The organism is Ligilactobacillus acidipiscis DSM 15836, assembly GCF_001435755.1.
GTDB lineage: Bacteria > Bacillota > Bacilli > Lactobacillales > Lactobacillaceae > Ligilactobacillus > Ligilactobacillus acidipiscis.
This window is the reverse complement of the sequence record NZ_AZFI01000022.1, coordinates 1-19,975: the sequence shown is the minus strand read 5'-3', so window position 1 is coordinate 19,975 and position 19,975 is coordinate 1. Positions and strand designations below refer to the sequence as shown.

The window sequence follows — 19,975 nt, the reverse complement described above, 5'->3', positions numbered from 1 at the left end:
CGGTCTGTTTTGGTACTTTCAACCTTTAGACAACTGAATAGTAATTAGTGCTTGCACAGGCGCTCAGTATGTTGAGCGCCTGTGCTTTTTTTCGCTGTTTTTGATTAAAACATAGTAATTTATCACTTTCCTTTAATAATTGACTTATTTCACAAACTTTATGTTTTATGGGAGTTAAAAAATCTCCTCTTTTGAGTACTTTAAATTTTTGGATTGGTAAATTTTAATATATAATATAGTCAAAGGACAAAACACTGGGAGGTCATAAAATGTTGAATTTAGTCGACGTTACAAATAGTTATGCACATGAGATCAGCAAAGAACTAAGAAATTCACCTGCTCACTTTATTAAAGTTTACACGCTGGGGAATTCGATCGTCGTTCACAAAAAAAAGGAAAGTTCCAACGAGATCGTGATCTCTAATAAATTACGTTCCATCACAGAAAAAGAGATCAATTTTGTTTTAGACAACCTCTTAGGTGAATCCAAGGCCGATGCTACCATCTCCAGAGCGGATAAAGTGATCGAGATCCAGTCTGACCTCAGTTAAAACAAGAGTCCAAACAATTTAAAAAAATATTTCAGCCAGCAAAATACGCTTTCAGTTTTGAACCTGGGTTCGGACTCTAGTATATTTTGCTTTTTTAATGTTTTTAACTAAGTTGTGCAAGCATTACTAAATTCATATTTAAAAAAGCTCCCTTGTTACGTTATAATAATAAGTAAGAAATAAAATTTAGGTGGAAGAGGTGGATTGTATGTCAGGTTTCGAACCATTTAACGTTATCAAACGCGGTTTGAAAGTACTTAGAAAAGAATTTTCAGCTGAAAAAAACGAAAAAACACCTTCCACAACAGAATATACTCAGACACGTATTTATCATGAAAATAACGACTCTAAAGTCACAACACGACCTGAGGTCCACTCTGAGATCATGAGTGTTTCAAAAAAACAAAGTTTTAACCAAGGTGTACTGACTTCAACTAGTGCAAGTGCACGTCCGATCCCTGCTGCTTTATTGGTCTTGTATCTAGATGAAAAACAAAATTATTTGGCAGCGGCTCAAGTTTTACATGGCTATCGCGGACAAGAAATTGATCTCAAGCTGAAACGATTTAGCGATTATTATATCAGTCAAATCGAAGGCTATACATCTACTTTCATTCACAAATATGGTGTGATCAAAATCCACTATCATAGGCATCAAGCAGCAGTTGTGTGGCTATTGGCCAAAGATATAGATCAACAAACAATGCTGGCTAAACCTGAATTTGTCCGCGGAAAATTACATGCCCCCTATTCCCTGGTTGCTCCAAGTTTCGCTAATTATCGTTTATTGCAGGCTCGGGGACCGGTAACTGGGCATTTTTTGGAAAGACAACAGTTTGTGACTTATTTGTACCGTCAGAAATTATGGGAAAAATTTGACGAAGAGTTACGGTTGTTAAAAACCACTGACTTCATTAAATGCGTCAGTGAACCCCACGGTCGAACTTTAAAGATGACTTTAGCTAAAAATACTTTTTGGCAAATTTTTAAAACCGTCACAACGACTGACAACCAGATCTGGTATTGTTTAGGCGGAAATACCTGGGTCAAAGCTGACGAAAATATCAAATTAGTTGATAAAAACAAATATTTAACACAGATGGCTCAAACCAATAATGTCCCTGAAAGTTATGCTGTTTCCCTTAAAGCATCAGCCAGGATCGATTTTATTCCAGGCAAAAAGGTTAATTTATATGATCTTCCTTGCGGTAAAAAAACAGCACAATTAATGGATGGTCAGACTGTTAAACTTAGCGCACAAAAAAACATCAACGGTATGCAGTGGTACCAAGTTGCTAATGTCGGCTGGTTACTAGCCGAATATTTAAAATTTTAAAACCTAAAAAGCTCGCGTCCTTCTCGTTTCCCTGAATGGGAAAAAGAAAGACATGAGCTTTTTTGAAATTAAATGCCACTTTATTTTTATAGTTAAGTTTCAACAAGCAAGAAGCTCCGTCTATCCAACTTCAACCCCACAGTACTAAAAACGTACTATGGGATTAAAGTCCGATATACTCGCTTCCTCCCACTTGTTTCCACTTTGTTTTTATAGTAATGAAAACAGCTTAACATCTGGATATTTATCAGCAAACCAGCGTTCAGCAAACTCGTTTTCAAATAAGAATAATGGCTTTTCGTTTCGATCTTTAACCAGCATATTTCTGGAACTAGCCATCTTTTCGTCTAATTGTTCTGGATCGATCCAACGGGCGATCTTATGTCCTAACGGAGTCAAAACAACTTCTGAGTGATATTCATTTAGCATCCGGAATTGAAAAACTTCAAACTGCAGCTGCCCGACAGCACCCAAAATGTAATCACCTGTCGAATAACTCTGATACAGCTGAATTGCACCTTCCTGAACTAATTGTTGAATACCTTTATGAAATGATTTTTGTTTCATCACATTTTTAGCAGTGACTCGCATAAATAATTCTGGGGTAAATTGTGGTAATTTGGGATACTCTACCGCATTTTTACCCGTGTAAATAGTATCACCGATCTGAAAATTACCGGTATCATATAATCCAATAATGTCCCCTGCCACTGCACTTTCAACGTTTTCTCTGGTGTCCGCCATAAATTGGGTCGAGTTAGATAAACGCATCTTTTTGTCAGTACGCTTTAAGTTGACATCCATGCCGCGCTCAAACTCTCCGGAACAGATGCGCACAAATGCGATCCGGTCCCGATGGTTTGGATTCATATTAGCCTGGATCTTAAAAATAAAACCAGAAAAATCTTCTGAATCGGGTTGAACTTCGGTCTCTGCAATAGTTTGATGTGAAGCAGGGGCTGGAGCAAACTGCAAATAAGCATCTAGGAAGGTTTTGACCCCAAAATTAGTCAGAGCTGAACCAAAGAAGACTGGTGTAAGTTCACCTTTAGCTATCTTGTCAGCGTCAAATTCATTCCCGGCATCTTTAACTAACTCAACATCATCCAAAACCTGCTGGTAAATGCTGTCCTCAGCTAACTTGTCATCGACTGCCAAGGTCCCGTCTTCATTCAGTGGTAAGAAGTCCTGACCCTTATCTTCTGAATGATAAAGTTCGATCCGGTTATTATAGATGTCATATAAACCCTTGAGACCTTTACCCATTCCAATTGGCCAGTTCATTGCGTAAGCATCAATACCTAAAACATCTTCCAATTCAGCGATGAGATCCAGCGGTTCCCTACTGTCACGATCAAGTTTATTCATAAAGGTGAAAATCGGGATCCCCCGCATTTTACAGATCTGAAACAGCTTTTTGGTCTGAGGTTCGATCCCCTTGGCAGCATCGATCACCATCACCGCAGAGTCAACCGCCATTAAAGTTCGATAAGTATCTTCAGAGAAGTCCTCATGCCCAGGTGTATCCAAAATGTTGATCCTTTTTCCAGCATAGTTAAACTGCATCACTGAACTGGTAACAGAGATCCCACGTTTCTTTTCGATTTCCATCCAGTCTGATTTAGCGAAGTTCCCACTTTTTTTAGCCTTGACCGTTCCTGCAGAACGTAAAACGCCACCAAAAAGCAGCAATTGCTCAGTGATCGTCGTTTTCCCAGCGTCAGGGTGTGATATGATAGCAAAGGTCCGCCGTTTGGCAACTTCACTATCTAATTCTTTTTTATTCATTTTTCTCACTATTCCTCATTTTTATTTATTTCATATTTTAAAAAAATGGACCGGTTTTAAAATTGTTAACAGACCAGTCCAGTTGTTACTATCCATATTTTATCAAATTTACTTTCATCGATTTAGTTCAAGTTTAGCTTGAGCCTTCTTCTTCGATTTCTCACGTTCAACTCGATAGTCGACCGCCTCATGCGATAATTCTATTTCTAATTCTAACAAGCGATCATCTTCCATCTTATGAACCACGATTGTTGAACCGTCATCCAGGGTAACTGAATCAACATCGGATTCTTGTGGAATATAGCCAAGTTGCGTGATCACATAGCCGGCAATTGTATCGACATCTGGAACTTGGAGATCTTGACCAAATTCGTCATTAAAATCATCTAAGGCCATTTTTCCTTGAACCAGAAAATCAGCTGGTGTGAGTGAGATCATCATTTGATCCGGTTCATCAGACTCGTCTTCAATTTCCCCAACGATCTCTTCAATCAAATCTTCCAAGGTAACAAGTCCGACCACCCCTCCATATTCGTCCAGCAAGATCGCCATTTGATTTTGCTTTTTCTTCATTTCATAAATCAGTTGATCGATCATAATGGTTTCTGGAACAAAGAAAGGTTCCCGCATCACTTGCCGGATCGTAGTATGTTCGAAACCAAATTGTCGTGCAGCCTTCACCAAGTTTTTAATGTGCACAACACCGATAATATTATCCTTATCTTCATGGTAGACTGGTACACGCGAATAATTCATCTGTAGGATATCATCAATACTTCGGTCATTATCATTCGTAATATCGATCATAAATGCATCAATTCGCGGCACCATTACTTCGCGGGCCATCTTCTCATGTAAAGACAAGATCCCCTTGATCATTTCATATTCGTCGTTATCGATCTCACCTTTACTGCGACCCTCTTCGATCAAATCGACGATATTTTGCCAAGACATTACCTGACTAGGTTCAACCGCTACGATCTTATCCCTGCCCAACAACTTGCAAAACCAGTTGATCGCAAAAACAAGTGGAATGAATAATGAAATGACCCAATGCAAAATACGGTAACCCTTTAAGGCTGCTTTAACTGGATCATGAACAACAACTTTTAGTGGCAACTTAACGAACAGCGGCTCGTTTATGGCACTGGCAACTACTCCTAGTACGATCCCACTAACGAGCACACTTGTTAGACTTTCGCCTAGTGCTAAAAAGACAGCCGTTACTAAAAATATCAAGGCAAGCAAACAGGTCGTTAAACGAGCAACCTGCGCCATTTGAAATTCATGAGGTAATCTTTTGATCAAACCTGCGACTTTTTCTTTCTTTTTAGCAGACAACGATTCACTAGCACTTTCAAGCGCCTGATTCGTTGTGGTCTTCAAAGCCCGCTCATATATAGCAAAACAAAAACCTAGTACCATCAACACTAAGGCTAGAATCAACAAACCCCACTGCTGTCCAGGATCAGCATCCATAATTTTCCACCACTCCAATAATTAAGTTTACATGGTATAAATTATACTATATATCAAACACTTTAAACAAATTATTTTGGAACTTTGACGCTATCGCCGGCAGTTAAGTTAATGTCGCTGCCCATATTATTTAGTTCTTGTATCTTAGCAACGGTCGTGGCATATTTCTGAGCCAATTCGCCGATCGTTTCCCCATCGCCAACATTAACTGTTTGTGTTTCTTCTTGTGATGAAGAACTAGCTGAACTTGCGCTCTTTTCAGAACTGGCTTTTTTCTCCGAAGCAGCCTTTTCTGAAGCGGCCTTTTCTGAGCTGGCTTTCTTTTCACTAGCTTGTTTTTTAGCCGCACTCGAGGCCGCAATATCAGAACTGGTATTGCTTTTCTTTTTAGCTGCTGCTAGCGAACTAGAGTCTGCCTTTTCTCTTTTTTCGACCTGAGAAGACTCGCTTGCCTGCTTACCGCTTAGGCTAAACTGCTGACTTTCAGCGAACCACCAACCGCCGCCAAATACCAAAATGACCGCTGCAGTCACTATCCAACCCATTTTACCCGATTTTTTAGGTTGAGCTGGAGCTGGTTCACTTTCAGTATTAACAGTCTTTTCCTTCTTCGCTGTTTTACCAACTGGATCAGCACCGCGTTCCACAAAGAAGGCTTTGCGCATACGCGGTTCATCTTTACGAGTATAACCCTGCTTAAATTGTTCGCTCTTGAACTCATCGTACAAATGACTGATATCAAAGTCGACCTGTTCTTGTTGCTTTTTAGCCAAATAATCATTTTGTTCCGGCAGGCTCAAACCATAATAATAGTCAATAAAGTATTGATACTGTTGCATCACGTCACGTGACGGGCCAAAGTCTTGTTGTTCACCAAACTGCAGCCAAACTGTTCTTTCACAGAAAGCCTCAACGTTCAAACCGCGTGAATCACTAATGAAAAATGAAACCCCGAGATCTTTTAACCGTTGGATCCTTGCCGCCGTTTTTTGAAAGAAATCCTGATCCAACAAGAAAAACAAATCATCGATCAAAACCAATTCTGGTTGAATATATAAGGCGATCCCCAAGCTCAAGCGAGCCCGCATACCAATAGAATATTCCGAAACCGGCCGATACAGCCACTGACCCAGTTCACAAAAATTGATCACTCCGTTGGTCAAATGGTCACCTTTGAAACTATCAATATCAGCTTCAGCGATCTTAGTACGAATGTTTTCCAACCCAGTCTGGTCATCAGCCAAGCCGTGGGTTGCAGAAGCAAGATTGATCCGGCTCGGACAAGTAATAAAGCCAGTCGTTTGTTGTGTTAAACCGGCAATGATCTGCAATAAAGCAGATTTACCTGATCCATTCATCCCGACTAAACCAACAGCTTCGCCATCATTTATGTCTAAAGAGATACCGCGTAATTGCCAAAAACTATCATTTTCGGCAGTTTGTACAACACCTTTGTTACGTTCTTTCTTGTCGATCAACAAAGGACTTTCTTTTGTTATATATTTTAATTCAATTTTAGCCATCATAATCTCCCTGAAATTTTTAAACTCGGATATGTTAAATATTAAAGAAATAGCCAGTAACTGTCAATTACTAGCGGAATAATTAAAGAGAATGAAATAATTGTCCACTACCAATTAATAGGACCTCAACTAAGAGAAAGACAATTTAATTCTCCAGCCGAGGTCCATTTATAATGAGACATGATTTAGTTTTGTTCAGTAAAATTAAAAGTTGAAGCACTTTCTTCTGACTTTCCTTCACGGGTCATCAGTCCGCCCACTTCTTCTTTAATGTCCGCACCTTGGTATAAAACATTATAAATTGCAGTGGTGATCGGCATGTCGATCTGTTTTTGCTGTGCGAGCTCGTAAGCTGCTTGTGTAGTGTTGATCCCTTCGATGACCATTCCCATATCGGCAATCACATCTGGCAGTTTTTTACCGGCACCAAGCTGGTCACCAGCACGCCAATTACGGGAATGGACACTAGTACAAGTAACGATCAGATCTCCGACACCAGAAAGGCCGATAAAGGTCAGCGGATCAGCCCCAAAGGCCACTCCGATCCGACTGATTTCAGCCAGTCCACGAGTCATAAGGGCTGCTTTGGCATCATCGCCATAGCCAAGACCATGCAAAGCACCTGCACCAAGCGCGATAATATTTTTAAATGCAGCTCCTAATTCAACTCCTAAGAGGTCTGGGTTGGTATAAATCCGCAAATACTCGTTCATAAACAAAGACTGAACTTCCTTAGCACATTCTAGGTCTTCACTAGCAGCAGTGATCAGAGTCAAGTCATGGTGCGCAACTTCTTCAGCATGACTAGGTCCGGACAAGGCAACTATCCCCTGCCGATATCCTGATGGGATCTCTTCATCGATGATCTCAGAGATCCGCTTGTAGGTTTTTAATTCCAAGCCCTTGCTGGCATGAACGATCAAGGGGGCATTATTGGTTGAACGCAAAACATCACAAACTTGAACTGCAACCTCACGAATAGCTTTAGTCGGCACAACAAATAACACAACTTCAGCATCTTTCAAAGCTTCATTCATATCTGTTGTTGCATGCAATTTCTCAGAAAAATGATAATCTTTGATGTATTTATTATTGGTATGTTGTGAATTAATTTCGTCAGCTTGAGGAGCCTTATAGGTCCACAATTCAACTTGGTTTTGGTTCTCGATTAAAACATTTGCAAGAACGCTACCCCAAGAACCGGCGCCTAAAACAGCAACTTTTTTACTCATGATCAACGTTTCATCCCAATCTTATTTTTTCGATAATTACGAACTATTTACGAGAGTAACAATACCATATTTATACTTTTCAAGCAATCTGATGACAAATCAAGTCCGATTTAACAAAGTTTTAAACAAATCTGTTTACTAATATTAAATAATTTTCACCGCAAACTAAAAGGACAAGAGCTATCCTTTGATCAAAAAAGTTCAACGACACACAACCTAAGTTGCCATCGTTGAACTTTTCATTGTTATAAACACCGGTCTTGGTTTACTGCCGCTTAGATAATTCCAAGTAGCGATTGTACCAGATCTCGACATATTCTTGTGAAAACGGTCCTTTTTTATGATCGATCCAATCCACTAATGTCCGCACATTATGTTTTAAGATCTTGTCTGTTTCCGCCGAATAATGCCAACGTGAACCAAACTCCTGATATTCATCGACATCTAAGAGCCGCTTTTCCCCATTTGGAAAGACTTTCACATCCAAGTCATAATCAATATACTTCAATGCCTCTTTATCTAAAACCGCCGGTGAAGCCAAATTACAATAATAGGAGATCCCATTATCACGGATCATGGTTACAATATTAAACCAGTAATTAGCGTGAAAATAAACCAATGCCGGCTCCCGGGTGAGCCATCTGCGCCCATCAGATTCTGTGACTAAAGTATGGTCATTGCATCCGATCAAAGCATTTTCACTAGTTTTCAAAACCATCGTATCACGCCATGTGCGGTGTAAACTACCATCGTGTTTATAACTCTTTAAAGTAATGAACTCGCCCTCCTTGGGTCCACTGAAATGTCGCATAAACTTCCCTGCTTTCCATAAACACAGGTGTAAATACACCGAAATCAATCTAATTATAGCAAAACAAGCCGAAATGCACAAAGTATATTCCTAGACTTTTGTTCATTTCAGCTTAGTTTTTTATTTTTTCAATTTAAGTTTAACCACTGCTTCACTGCGTGCCGTTTGCGGGAACATATCCAGCGGTTGAATGTATTCTACTGTGTAAGCCTTGGTCAACAAAACCAAGTCAGCAGCCAAAGTTGAGGGATTACAAGAAACGTAAACAAATTTGGCCGGTCGATATTTCAAGATAGTAGCGATCAGCTTATCATCCAGACCGGTTCGTGGCGGATCAACAACCAAAGCATCTGGGATGATCCCTTGACTGGTCCATTTTGCAAACCAATCTTGTGCCGTTCCAACCTCATAGTGGGCGTTAGTCAGACCAGCCAGTTGCGCATTTTGCCGTGCATCAACGATTGCTTCAGGTGTGACATCCATGCCGTAGACCCCACGAGCTTCTTGTGCCAGAAAAATGCCGATCGTTCCGACACCGCAATAGGCGTCAACTAACAGCTCCCCTGCCTCTAAATCAAGAGCTTCCTTCACTTTTGCATATAACTTTTCAGTCTGAAGAGTATTCAGCTGGAAAAAAGCGCGCGCCGACAAACGGTACTCAACATTGCCAATTCTTTCAACTAACTGGTCTTGTCCATAAAGATGAACAGTTTTGGCTCCCCACACTAAAGATGTTTTTTGCGGATTGATATTTTGCATGACCGAAACGACAGCTGGTTCTTGCTTGACCAGATCAGTGATCAGATTATTGATCTGGGGGATCTTTTTAGTCCGACTGACAAGTACGACTTGCAGTTGATGGTTGGCAAAAGACTCACGCACGACCACCGTTTTAACGATCCCTGCATCTTGACGTTCATGGTATGGTTGGATCTTCCACTTGGCTAACAACTTGCAAATCAAACGCACGGTTTTCAGCGAAAGGTCAGTTTGGGTGGAAAATGTTGGCAAGTCAACTAGCTCATGACTGTCTGGACGATACAAACCTGCCTTGATCTTGCCGTGTTCTCCCGCCCGCACTTGGAATTGCAGCTTATTACGGTAATGATACGGCTCTCCCATGCTGATCGTGGCTTTGATCTGATAGTTAGCAAAATCGGCGGGACGGTATTTTTTTAGAGCTTGCTTGATCACATCTCGTTTAAATTTAAGCTGAGCCGGATAAGCCAAATGTTCCAGCTCAATGCCGCCAACATTATAATGATCGATCGGTTTGACCCGGTCTTTGCTCTTCTTTTTGACGCGGACCAGTTCGCCTTCCAAATATTTCTTTTTTTCAAGTGTGACGCGTGCTAACACATCCTCGTGTGGTAAGGCTCCTGGAATAAAAATAATCTTCCGCTTATAATAGCCGATGCCTTCACCATTGATTCCAAGCCGTTTGATGGTTACTAAAATGACCTTTTCCAGCAAACTATCACGTTGGGAGCCGTGGTGCTTTTTATTATGTTGTGCTGTATACTGATTATTTTTCATTACTTTTCCCTTCATGCCGGCAGTGAAATTAGTTTTCTGTCAGCCTGTCGCTTTCGATTATAACATGCTAGCCGTGGAAAATAGCTGCTTTTGCTATTATAATATCTATAATAACTAATTTTTGAGAGTTAAGGGGAGGACTATTTTGACAAAAACGATCACCATGATCAAAACACAGAAACGTAAGGGTCGCTACAATGTATACCTAGATGGTAAATATTCTTTTCCGATCGGTGAAGATGTTCTGATCCGCTTTGCGTTAAGCAAGGGTAAAGAGCTAACTGACGAAGACATCGAAAACATCAAAGAGGCTGACAATACTTCTAAAGCCTACCAAAAAGCTTTGAATTACCTAGCCCATCAGCTACGAACAAAACGCGAAGTCCGCGACCATTTGCGTCAAAATGAGATCGCAGAGCAAGATATTGAATCGACTTTAGCCAAATTAGCAGAAATGGACTTGATAGATGATCTGCAATATGCTCAAAGTTATGTTCGCACCATGGCTAAAACTGCAGATAAAGGGCCAACCGTGATTGCCAACAAACTCCGCCAAAAAGGAGTCCCTGCAGTTGATATTGAAGAAGCACTGGCAGAATTTCCAGAAGAGCAGCAGGTAGAAAACGGAGTGACTGTTGCTAAAAAAAGCGCTAAGCACTTTCACGGCGAATCATTCCGCACTAAAAATAATAAGGTCCGGCAGCAATTAATGCAAAAGGGTTTTTCCAGTGATGTGATCAACTTGATCATGGACGAATTAGACCTTCAACCCGATGATCAAGAAGAAACAGCTGCTCTACAGGAACAAGGCGACAAACTTTGGCGTAAAAACCACCGTTATGAACAAAAGCAACGAGTACAAAAAGTTCGTCAGGGTCTCTATCGCAAGGGATTTTCAGGTGATATGATCACCCGCTATCTTGAAGATAAAAATTCAGAATAATCATTAGCAAACTCCCAGTCAGATTTTCAACCAAACTGGGAGTTTTTCTGAAGTTACTTGAACTGTTCTAAAGACTGATTTGCGTTTTCCAAATAAACTTTGCCAGTAAGTTATTGAGCGTGGCGTTTCAAAAACAGAGTAGTACCAGACAATAAATTCAAAATACCCCATAACTAGATCGTTTGTTGCACTTCGATCTAACTATGAGGTATTTTGAATTAAAACTTTTTATTTAGTAGACTTTTTCTTTTTAGAATTGTCTTTATTCATTGGATCCACCCGATCATACAATCTTTTAATAGCAGTCTTTTTAGGCTCGATTTTACCGTAGTGATACCTCTCTAAAGTTGAATTCAATAAAGCCCCCAGTAAAATAAGCCAACTGGAAAAATTCAACCAGAACAGCAAGACGATAAACGTTCCGATCGTCCCGTAACTCAGAACTGATTTGGCAAAATATTTCAAATAGATCGAAAAACCTTGTGTCAAGATCATCCACCCTGCTGCGGCAAATAACGCTCCAGGCCACACATAACGCAAGTGGGTCTTGGCATTAGTCAAAGTCACATAAAGGAAGACCATTACCAAAAAGATAATTACCAGAGTAGCTAATGATTTATATTTTGAAAAAGCATCTAACCACCCTAACGATAAATGGAAAATCGGTGTTAAATATTCAAGGACGATCTGACCAAAACTGTTGACAACAAAAGCCACGATCACGATGATCGCAAACAACAAGATCATAAAGAATGAAAAGATGCGGCTGGTAATTGCATTATCATAATCTTTAACCCCATATACTTGGTTGATCGACATTTTTAGGGCATTAACTCCCCGACTTGCTGACCAGATCGTTAGTATCCCAGTCACTGAAGCCAAACTACCAGAACTATTATTCAAAAAGTCCATCACGATCGGTTTGATAGTACTAAAGACCGTTGATGGGAAAGCTGTTTGCAAATAAGGCAGGATCGTGTCCGCCTTCAGACCCAACATTGGAAGCAGGTTAGTTATAAAAATCAGCATCGGAAATATTGCTAACAGTGAATAATAAGCCGTCACTATCGCAGTATTGCCAATGTTCACTTCTCCAAATTGTTTGATCACTAGCCGCACAAATTTCTTGACCGGCTGAAATTTTTTTCCGAGATCCATTCAGTTAGTTCACATCCTATATCACTTTTACTGTCCTGAGCTGTCTGCTGAATTCCCCGTTGAAGTATTACCATTAGCTGGGACCTTAAGTTGGACTCCAGCCGAAATATCACGACTCTCTAAATCATTTAACTCGACTAACTTGTCGACTGTCGTATTGTAATTGTTAGCGATCGTTGACAAATATTCACCCTGTTTGACCGTGATGTAGATATATTTTTGATCACTTGACGTTTTTTTAGTAGAACTGTTTGTTTTACTTGCAGAGGAACTTTCTTTTGCCGTCGGTTTTTTTTAACCGCAGCAGTATTCTCCGTTGTGTCACCATATTTCTTCTTGGCAAGGGCACGTTGCTTATCGTACTCCTTTTTTGATATGCCGCATTATTGCCAAAAGAAGCCTGAACACGACTCTGAACCAACGTACTGCCCCAGGCCCACGAGCCAACAGCGAGTAAGATCACGACAGCTAAGACTGTCCAGCCAACTTTCTTCAGTGTTTTCTTGCGTCTTGAGTGTACGTGTTTCTTATGTTTTTGCATAATACTACTCCCCTACTATTATTAAATGTGTATTGAAAAATAACTTTTACAGATGTGTACATATAAAATACACAATAATTATTACACCATTCATTTTACACTAAAAATAAAATAGATAGTAGAGTCAGAAATATAAACACTGGAAGTGTACCATCTCACTCTTTAAAAAACCAATCAAAACTCTAAAAAAAGAGCTCTGATCTTGATCAGAACTCCCGTGATTATTTACCAGCATCAATTTACTTAATTTTTTTGCTGAGATCTTTAATGTATGCTCGTAATTCATCCTTAACTTCTGGATGACGTAAGCCAAATTCGATCGAAGTCTTCAAGTAGCCAAACTTGTAGCCGACATCAAAACGGTCACCTTTGAATTCATGAGCAAATACGCGTTGGATCTTGTTCAAACGATCGATCGCGTCAGTCAATTGAACTTCGTTACCGGCGCCCGGTTTTTGTGTCTCTAACATTTGGAAGATCTCAGGCGTTAACAAGTAACGACCAATAATTGCCAAGTCAGATGGCGCCTTATCAACATCCGGTTTTTCAACGAAACGCTTAACATCGTACAAGCCAGGTTTTGTCTGTGCGGCTGGGTCGATCACACCATATTTATTAACTTCTTGATGTGGGACCTTCATTACTGCTAACGTAGATGCATGCGTATCTTCATAGCGTTGCATTAATTGCTTAGTCAATGGTACCTTGTCTTCCATGATGTCATCACCTAACATCACAACAAAGGGTTCATCGCCCACAAAATCTTTGGCCATCAAGACAGCATCGCCTAAGCCACGGGGATGAGATTGTCTGATGAAGTAAAGGTTGATATCCGTAGTCTGTTCAACTAGCTTTAAAAGATCTGTTTTGCCCTTATCTTTCAAATTTTGTTCCAATTCAGGGACCGAGTCAAAGTGATCTTCGATCGGACGTTTACCCTTCCCTGTGACAACTAAAATGTCCTCGATACCTGATTTTTTAGCTTCCTCAACGATGTATTGGATCGTTGGTTTATCAATGATCGGTAACATTTCCTTAGCTAAAGCTTTAGTTGCCGGCAAAAAACGCGTTCCTAGTCCAGCAGCTGGAATAACAGCTTTTCTTACTTTCATTTGATCGCTCCTCTATAATAATTAGTACATATTACTAGCATTATTAGTACAACTAACTTACTAGGTAGTCCGCTGACATTATATCAATTAATAGGCTATTAGTAAATGTATCCCTTTTCATAACAAAAATGTTTACCTCTAGCCTGAATTATACTTACTTAAAATTTTAAAGCAAATATTTTGAGTCAAACTCATGATCCTGGGACGTTAAAATCTTCGGCCCATCATTGGTAATAGCCAACGTATGTTCGAATTGACAAGATAAGCTGCCATCTTGTGTCCGTGCTGTCCAGCCATTTGGGTCATCCATAACTGCTTGCCAGCCGCCCATGTTGATCATTGGTTCGATCGTGATTGTCATGCCAGGACGTAAGCGCAAGCCTTTACCTGCTTCACCGTAGTGCGGTACATTAGGGCTTTCATGCATTGTAGGTCCGATGCCGTGGCCGATAAATTCACGAACATCGCCATAGCCGTTTTCATCTTCAGTGTAATGTTGGATCACAGCACCGATGTCACCGATCCGATTACCGACCTGAGCTTGGTCAATTCCCAAGTATAAAGCCTTTTTCGTAACATCCATTAACCGGTCGATCTCAGGTGTTGATTTACCGACCACATAGCTCCAGCAAGAATCACTCATTGCACCATGATAGTTGACAACAGTATCCACTTTGATCAAGTCGCCATCTTTCAAGATCAGGTCTTTACGTGGAAAACCGTGGCAGATCTCATCATTAACACTGATACAAGTTGCGTACTTGTATCCTTCAAAACCAATTTGTTCAGGGATCGCATCGTGCGCTTTAAAATACTTCAGTGCAAACTCTTCGATATCCCAGCTTGACATACCTGGTTTGATCAAATCACGGATCCCAACGTGCATGCCGGCCAAAATTGCACCAGACTCAGCCATTTCTTTGATCTCGCGGTCCGATTTCAAAGTTATCATCTATAAGTTACCTCCATTAATTCCAGATATTTGAATAATATTTCGTTCTATTTATTCAGTATTCCTAAGCAAACACACTACTACAAAACAGAAGATTGTTCCAGTGTCTACTCGGGTACCCCTTCATTATAGCGTATTTGAGAATTAATGTTTAATTTTACCAAACTAAAGGATAAATTTCTCACATAATCTGCTATAATAGCTGGTGATATAAATTTTGAAAGAAGGATCAGTCATGCCAACAGCAAAAGTTGTTTTCGCCACAATTACAGGGAATAATGAAGATATCGCAGATATTGTGTCTGATAATTTAGAAGATCAAGGTTTTGAGATCGAGCAAATCGAGATCTCTCAAGCAGAGATCGAAGACTTCGAGGAGGCAGATATTTGTGTGATCTGCCCTTACACTTATGACGAGGGAGCTTTGCCTGATGAGGGGCTAGACTTCTATGACGACCTCAAAGAAGAAGCGGATCTCAGTGGTAAAGTATATGGAGTTGCTGGATCTGGCGACACCTTCTATGAGGGTTTTTACTGCACTGCTGTCGATGATTTCAGCAATGCCATGAAAAAAGCCCATGCGATCCAAGGCGCTCCAGACCTTAAAATCAATCTAGCACCAGACTCTGATGAAGACCTGGCAGCATTAGATGACTTCAGTCAAAAATTGGTAAACACATATAAGGAACAACAAAATAAATGACAACCATTAAAAAAATTTGGCTTAAATATAAAGGTGTGATCGCCTATCTTTTCTTTGGTGTCTTAACCACACTGATCAACATTATCGCTTTCTACTTATTTGGAACAGTATTTGCTTTGTACTACCAGCTAGCAAACGTGATCGCCTGGCTGCTTTCGGTGCTATTTGCCTTTTTCACTAACAAAGTATGGGTTTTTGGTTCCAAGTACACTACAATGAAAGCCTTTTGGAGTGAAATGGGCAAATTCTTTTTCTACCGCGGTGTTTCCTTGGTGATCGATGCTGCCATCATGTTTTTAGGCGTTTCAGTCTTGAAAGTTGATAAAAATTTAACCAAGTTACTCGACCAGGTAGTTGTCGTCTTGATCAACTACTTCTTCAGCAAGTTTTTGATTTTTAAAAATGGCAATAAATAATAACAGAGCGAAGTGAACCGGTTAAAAGTTGAGCACTATCGGACTTTGACGATAAATCGTGTTTTTTACGACTTGTTGTTAAAGTTGGATAGGCGCAGACTTTTGGTTCACGGAGCTCGACTACTAAAACAGAGCGGAGCATGGCGTTCAGAAGTTGAGCACTAACGGGCTCACGCTATAATGCGTTTTTCAGCATTGGAGTGTGAAAGTCGGTTAGGCGCAAACTTCTGCCATGCGTAGCTCGACTATAAAACAGAGCGGAACAAGCCGGGAAAACTCGAGCACCAAGGGACTCAGGCATTATGACAAGTGCCTTTCTTGTCGTGATGTCGGAGTTGATTGGGCGGAAAGTTTTGGCTTGCGTAGCTCGACTAAGATAACAGAGCGGAGGCAAGCCGGGAGTACTCGAGCACTAATGGACTTGAGCATTATAACAAGTGCTTTTCTTGTCGTGATGTTCAAGTTGATCAGGCAAAAAGTTCTGGCTGGTGCAGCTTGCCAGTCAAAATTAGAAGAAACAATTAAAAAATCTCCAATTCAATATTGCTCAGGCCTTTTTTAGGTTACAATATTAAAGAATGAATTGGAGGTTTTTTTGTGCATTTTTCGGTCAAACATCATCAAATCAAACATCTCTATCGTGATTATACGATCGTCTTTTTGATCGTCGCAGTCTGTATGTTTGGAACATACTTATTGACAGGACATTCGTTGATCTGGCGGTTAGATGGAGCTAACCAGCATTTACCCTTGCTGGAAAATTTCCGCCAAGGATTAGGAGACCTGCTCAGCGGTAAGATCTCTTCCTTACCCCAATGGTCTTATCAAATGGGCTTAGGCGGTGACAATTTTTCCGTTTACTCCTACTACTTGATCGGTGATATTTTTGCATATTTAACACTGTTGTTTCCAGCGGCTAAGGTCGTTGTTGTTTATCAGTGGCTGATCGTATTGCGACTATATTGTGCGGGATTGTCATTTGTTTTTTTGGCGTCTCATTTTGACTTCACCAAAAATGTCATCAATACAGGCGCTTTGGTTTATTTATTTAATGCCTTTTTATTGTATTCTGCCGAAGCTCAGCCTTTTTTCACGACACCTTTTATTATTTTTCCGTTCCTGGTCTTAGGAATCGAGAAAATTTTGCAGAAAGGATCACCCTGGCCGCTCACAGGCGCTTTTATTTGGATGTTGGTCAGCAATTATTATTTTGCCTTTGTACTTGGTTTAGGTGCGATCATTTATTTAGTTTTAAGAGTGTCCTTCTATTATTTACATGATTTAAATTATCTAAAAACTTTGGGTAAACTAGCCTTTGCGACACTCACTAGTATCTTGGTATCGTCGTTTATGCTAGTGCCGGAAATTTTTGCTGTTATGAATTCGACCCGGGCAGCCGGTAATTTTGCAAATGGTTTAAAAATCTATCCACTCTATTACTATTTGGCTTTGCCTTCACAATTTATCAACGGCGGTAACCGTGACTTTTACTTCTGGTCCGCACTTGGATATGCCAGCATCGCTTTTTTTGCAGTCGTCTTTATTTTTAGCAGGCTCAAACGTTTCCCATTATTATCAACGACTTTTATTATCAGTTTTGTCATGTTGTTATTCCCGGTATTTGGTGCGATTTTCAACGGTGGTATGGCACCATCGAACCGCTGGACCTTGCTATTATGCCTGCCGATCGCTCTGGCAACTTGTGCCTTGGTCCAAGATTCTGTCAAACTGTACGACCGCTTATTTAAGTATTTTTCTTATGCACTATTGATTTATGCCGTAATCATCGGGATCACTTATTATTTTCAAAGTGACGAGAAATTATTCGTGCCGTTTATCTTTTTGTTTGTCAGCTTAGCAGCGCTAATGATCATTCATTTTAAGCAGTTAGCTCACCCGCATCGTTTCTTAATGCTGATAGTCTTGGCCAACGTTTCTCTAAATGCGATCTACTATGAAGCACCATACAATGGCGGCTATTCCAACGAAATGCTGCCGCTTGGGGCATATACAAATTTGAATGATAATTTGTACTCTGGTTTGGACAAAAAATTGGCACCAGTCGACCAGCGAGGTTACCGAACTTCTACGACCAGCAATAACTTTGACTTAGGCGCAGGCTATCATTTGTACAATAGCTTGCCCAATAACTCCACGTCATTAACGTCGTATTATTCTGTTCAAAACAAATATATCGGTCAGTTTGCTGAAGAGATGAAAAACATTCAGTATGATGCAAATGTTCCTTTGCGCCAAGTAGATGATCGGACAATTTTAAACAACTTTTTGGGAGTCCGGTACATCTTCAACTGGCTCAACCAAGATAACTATCAAAAAGTCCCAGCTGGTTACTACTTAGACAAAACTTCTCAGTTAGTCACTGATCCAAATGGCACTGGAGATAAGGACCAACAGGCCAGACGATATAAATCAGATAACGCCTTCCCACTGTTTTACTGGCAAGGCCAAGTCTTTACTCATAAACAGCAGCGTAAATACACTGCCAGTCAAAAGGAAAGAGCTTTAGCCAGTGGGGTCAAGGTCAGTGAGAAAGCCGCTCGGGGTTTAAAACGAGCCACGGTCAAAAATGAAACTAACAAGATCCCTTATCGTTTGATTTCAAGTCGCGGCAACGAGGTCGACCCTCATCATCTCGAAAAAAAGGATAGTGAAGAAACTTATCAGATCGTCTTGTCGCGTCCAGTGAACGAAGAAAGCGAAGATTACTATCCGGACTCGGAGCTCCATTTGGAATTCACGAATATCAAGTATCAACCATATTCACTGGATCAGCAAATCAAACTCGAACAGCTGCACCAAAGTTCTCGCGGGATGACAGGCTTGCTATCGCAAAATAATCAGTATAACTATTACAAGTATTTGCGTTATCACGTTTTGCAAGGGTCACCAGACACCAGTTTCAAGTTGAATGTCGATTCTTCTTTGGGAACTGAAACGATCGAACAGCCCAAACAAAGTGCATTGTCATTTTACAAGGACATTAAGGGCGGTTCGATGAATGTCGGTCACTTCAATAATTCTTTGCCGCAGTCTTTGACGCTGACACCTTCAAAATTAGGTGATTATAGTTTTGATCTGAAGGTCGTAGCGACGCCTTTGGCTAAAAACAGCAATTATCAAAAACAGGTCAAACAGATTCAAAAAGATAAGCTGCAAGATCTAAAAATGTCACAGGATAAAATTTCCGGTCAGATCACCACCGCGAATACAGGGATCCTGACCTCCTCAGTCCCATACTCAAAGGGCTGGCAAGTCAAAGTTGATGGCAAAAAACGCCCAGTCTTAAAGACAAATACAGCCTTTATTGGAGTTAGACTTCCACGCGGACACCACCAGGTAACATTTACCTACGAGTTACCTGGAGCGAAATTAGGCCAAAAACTCTCGATCACCGGCTTATTAGCGGCCCTGCTCGGTGGGATCGTCTCACTAATTTACTATCGTCGCTCGCGCCAGAAATAAATATCTAAAAAAAGAGATGCAAAAATCCTCCTGAAGTTGATTTTTGCATCTCTTTTCTATTTATCCAGACATTTAGCTGAGGAAGGAAAGTTCGCTATTTTTATGTGTCTCGGACTGTACTTCCCAGTTTCAGCGTAACCAAAAACGGCGCTGATGATCAGTCCGCCGTTTGCTAAAAATCTTATTTAAAATCTTCTGGTCGTTTTGCTTGGGCTTTAAAATGGTATTTAATAGCGGCCAAGATCCGTTCAGAGGCATGTCCATCTCCATATGGATTAGAAGCCTCCGCCATTTGCTGATAATTGTCTTTGTTATCCAGCAAGTTGAGCATTTCTTTTTTGACTTGGTCGTGATCTGTCCCGACCAACTTGAGCGTACCGGCAGTCACACCTTCTGGGCGTTCTGTCGTAT

18 protein-coding genes are annotated in these 19,975 nt (G+C 40.5%); 6 read left to right on the top strand and 12 right to left on the bottom strand.

What is annotated here, in order from left to right; all coding sequences use genetic code 11:
* Window positions 1–269 precede the first annotated feature (269 nt).
* Together FC65_RS03260 and FC65_RS03255 are read left to right on the top strand one after the other, a co-directional pair.
* The gene (locus FC65_RS03260) at window positions 270–551 is read left to right on the top strand and encodes a DUF1827 family protein (protein WP_010497034.1); all 282 of its coding nucleotides are present in this window, start codon (window positions 270–272) and stop codon (window positions 549–551) included.
* Between the two features lie 208 nt (window positions 552–759).
* The gene (locus FC65_RS03255; RefSeq protein WP_056971527.1) at window positions 760–1,887 is read left to right on the top strand and encodes a MucBP domain-containing protein; all 1,128 of its coding nucleotides are present in this window, start codon (window positions 760–762) and stop codon (window positions 1,885–1,887) included.
* Window positions 1,888–2,097: 210 nt separating this feature from the next.
* Here FC65_RS03255 and FC65_RS03250 read toward each other — a convergent pair whose 3' ends face one another.
* From FC65_RS03250 to rlmD, 6 genes are all read right to left on the bottom strand, one after another.
* Window positions 2,098–3,675, bottom strand: coding sequence for a peptide chain release factor 3 (locus FC65_RS03250; protein WP_056971526.1), 1,578 nt, complete (start codon window positions 3,673–3,675; stop codon window positions 2,098–2,100).
* Window positions 3,676–3,789: 114 nt separating this feature from the next.
* Window positions 3,790–5,154, bottom strand: coding sequence for a hemolysin family protein (locus tag FC65_RS03245; RefSeq protein WP_056971525.1), 1,365 nt, complete (start codon window positions 5,152–5,154; stop codon window positions 3,790–3,792).
* A gap of 71 nt (window positions 5,155–5,225) precedes the next feature.
* On the bottom strand, window positions 5,226–6,677 hold the full coding sequence (locus FC65_RS03240; RefSeq protein WP_056971524.1) for an ATP-binding cassette domain-containing protein: 1,452 nt from the start codon (window positions 6,675–6,677) through the stop codon (window positions 5,226–5,228).
* A 185-nt stretch (window positions 6,678–6,862) separates the two neighbouring features.
* Window positions 6,863–7,909, bottom strand: coding sequence for an NAD(P)H-dependent glycerol-3-phosphate dehydrogenase (locus tag FC65_RS03235; protein WP_056971523.1), 1,047 nt, complete (start codon window positions 7,907–7,909; stop codon window positions 6,863–6,865).
* Window positions 7,910–8,174: 265 nt separating this feature from the next.
* The gene (locus FC65_RS03230; protein ID WP_010497028.1) at window positions 8,175–8,720 is read right to left on the bottom strand and encodes a DUF402 domain-containing protein; all 546 of its coding nucleotides are present in this window, start codon (window positions 8,718–8,720) and stop codon (window positions 8,175–8,177) included.
* A gap of 120 nt (window positions 8,721–8,840) precedes the next feature.
* Window positions 8,841–10,256, bottom strand: a complete 1,416-nt coding sequence (gene rlmD, locus FC65_RS03225; protein WP_156408563.1) for a 23S rRNA (uracil(1939)-C(5))-methyltransferase RlmD — start codon at window positions 10,254–10,256, stop codon at window positions 8,841–8,843.
* A 145-nt stretch (window positions 10,257–10,401) separates the two neighbouring features.
* On the opposite strand from rlmD, the gene recX reads away from it, so the two are divergent.
* Window positions 10,402–11,199 (top strand): recombination regulator RecX, encoded by a 798-nt coding sequence (recX, locus tag FC65_RS03220; protein WP_056971522.1) that lies wholly within the window; start codon window positions 10,402–10,404, stop codon window positions 11,197–11,199.
* 228 nt (window positions 11,200–11,427) lie between these two features.
* Here the strand turns inward: recX and FC65_RS03215 are convergent, their stop codons facing one another.
* The 5 genes from FC65_RS03215 to map form a co-directional block, all read right to left on the bottom strand.
* Window positions 11,428–12,357 (bottom strand): YihY/virulence factor BrkB family protein, encoded by a 930-nt coding sequence (locus FC65_RS03215; RefSeq protein ID WP_010497023.1) that lies wholly within the window; start codon window positions 12,355–12,357, stop codon window positions 11,428–11,430.
* Between the two features lie 27 nt (window positions 12,358–12,384).
* Window positions 12,385–12,540 carry a LysM peptidoglycan-binding domain-containing protein gene (locus tag FC65_RS11455; RefSeq protein ID WP_162257042.1) on the bottom strand — a complete coding sequence of 52 codons (156 nt, stop codon included), beginning with the start codon at window positions 12,538–12,540 and terminating at the stop codon, window positions 12,385–12,387.
* 73 nt (window positions 12,541–12,613) lie between these two features.
* Entirely contained in the window at window positions 12,614–12,898 is a 285-nt protein-coding gene (locus FC65_RS03210; protein ID WP_056971521.1) for a hypothetical protein, read from the bottom strand.
* 239 nt (window positions 12,899–13,137) lie between these two features.
* Window positions 13,138–14,010: a UTP--glucose-1-phosphate uridylyltransferase GalU gene (gene galU, locus FC65_RS03205; protein ID WP_010497012.1), complete on the bottom strand. Its 873-nt coding sequence runs from the start codon at window positions 14,008–14,010 to the stop codon at window positions 13,138–13,140.
* Between the two features lie 166 nt (window positions 14,011–14,176).
* The gene (gene map / locus FC65_RS03200) at window positions 14,177–14,962 is read right to left on the bottom strand and encodes a type I methionyl aminopeptidase (RefSeq protein ID WP_056971520.1); all 786 of its coding nucleotides are present in this window, start codon (window positions 14,960–14,962) and stop codon (window positions 14,177–14,179) included.
* A 235-nt stretch (window positions 14,963–15,197) separates the two neighbouring features.
* On the opposite strand from map, the gene FC65_RS03195 reads away from it, so the two are divergent.
* The 3 genes from FC65_RS03195 to FC65_RS03185 all read left to right on the top strand — a co-directional run bounded on the left by FC65_RS03195 (window position 15,198) and on the right by FC65_RS03185 (window position 19,564).
* Window positions 15,198–15,665 (top strand): flavodoxin, encoded by a 468-nt coding sequence (locus tag FC65_RS03195; protein ID WP_010497008.1) that lies wholly within the window; start codon window positions 15,198–15,200, stop codon window positions 15,663–15,665.
* Window positions 15,662–16,081 (top strand): GtrA family protein, encoded by a 420-nt coding sequence (locus tag FC65_RS03190; protein WP_010497006.1) that lies wholly within the window; start codon window positions 15,662–15,664, stop codon window positions 16,079–16,081. Before FC65_RS03195 ends, FC65_RS03190 begins: the two co-directional genes overlap by 4 nt.
* Before the next feature lie 597 nt (window positions 16,082–16,678).
* Window positions 16,679–19,564, top strand: coding sequence for a YfhO family protein (locus FC65_RS03185; protein WP_056971519.1), 2,886 nt, complete (start codon window positions 16,679–16,681; stop codon window positions 19,562–19,564).
* Window positions 19,565–19,745: 181 nt separating this feature from the next.
* Here the strand turns inward: FC65_RS03185 and FC65_RS03180 are convergent.
* Window positions 19,746–19,975, bottom strand: a 230-nt coding sequence (locus FC65_RS03180) for a UDP-N-acetylglucosamine 2-epimerase (protein WP_191979898.1), incomplete at its 5' end; no start/stop codon positions are given.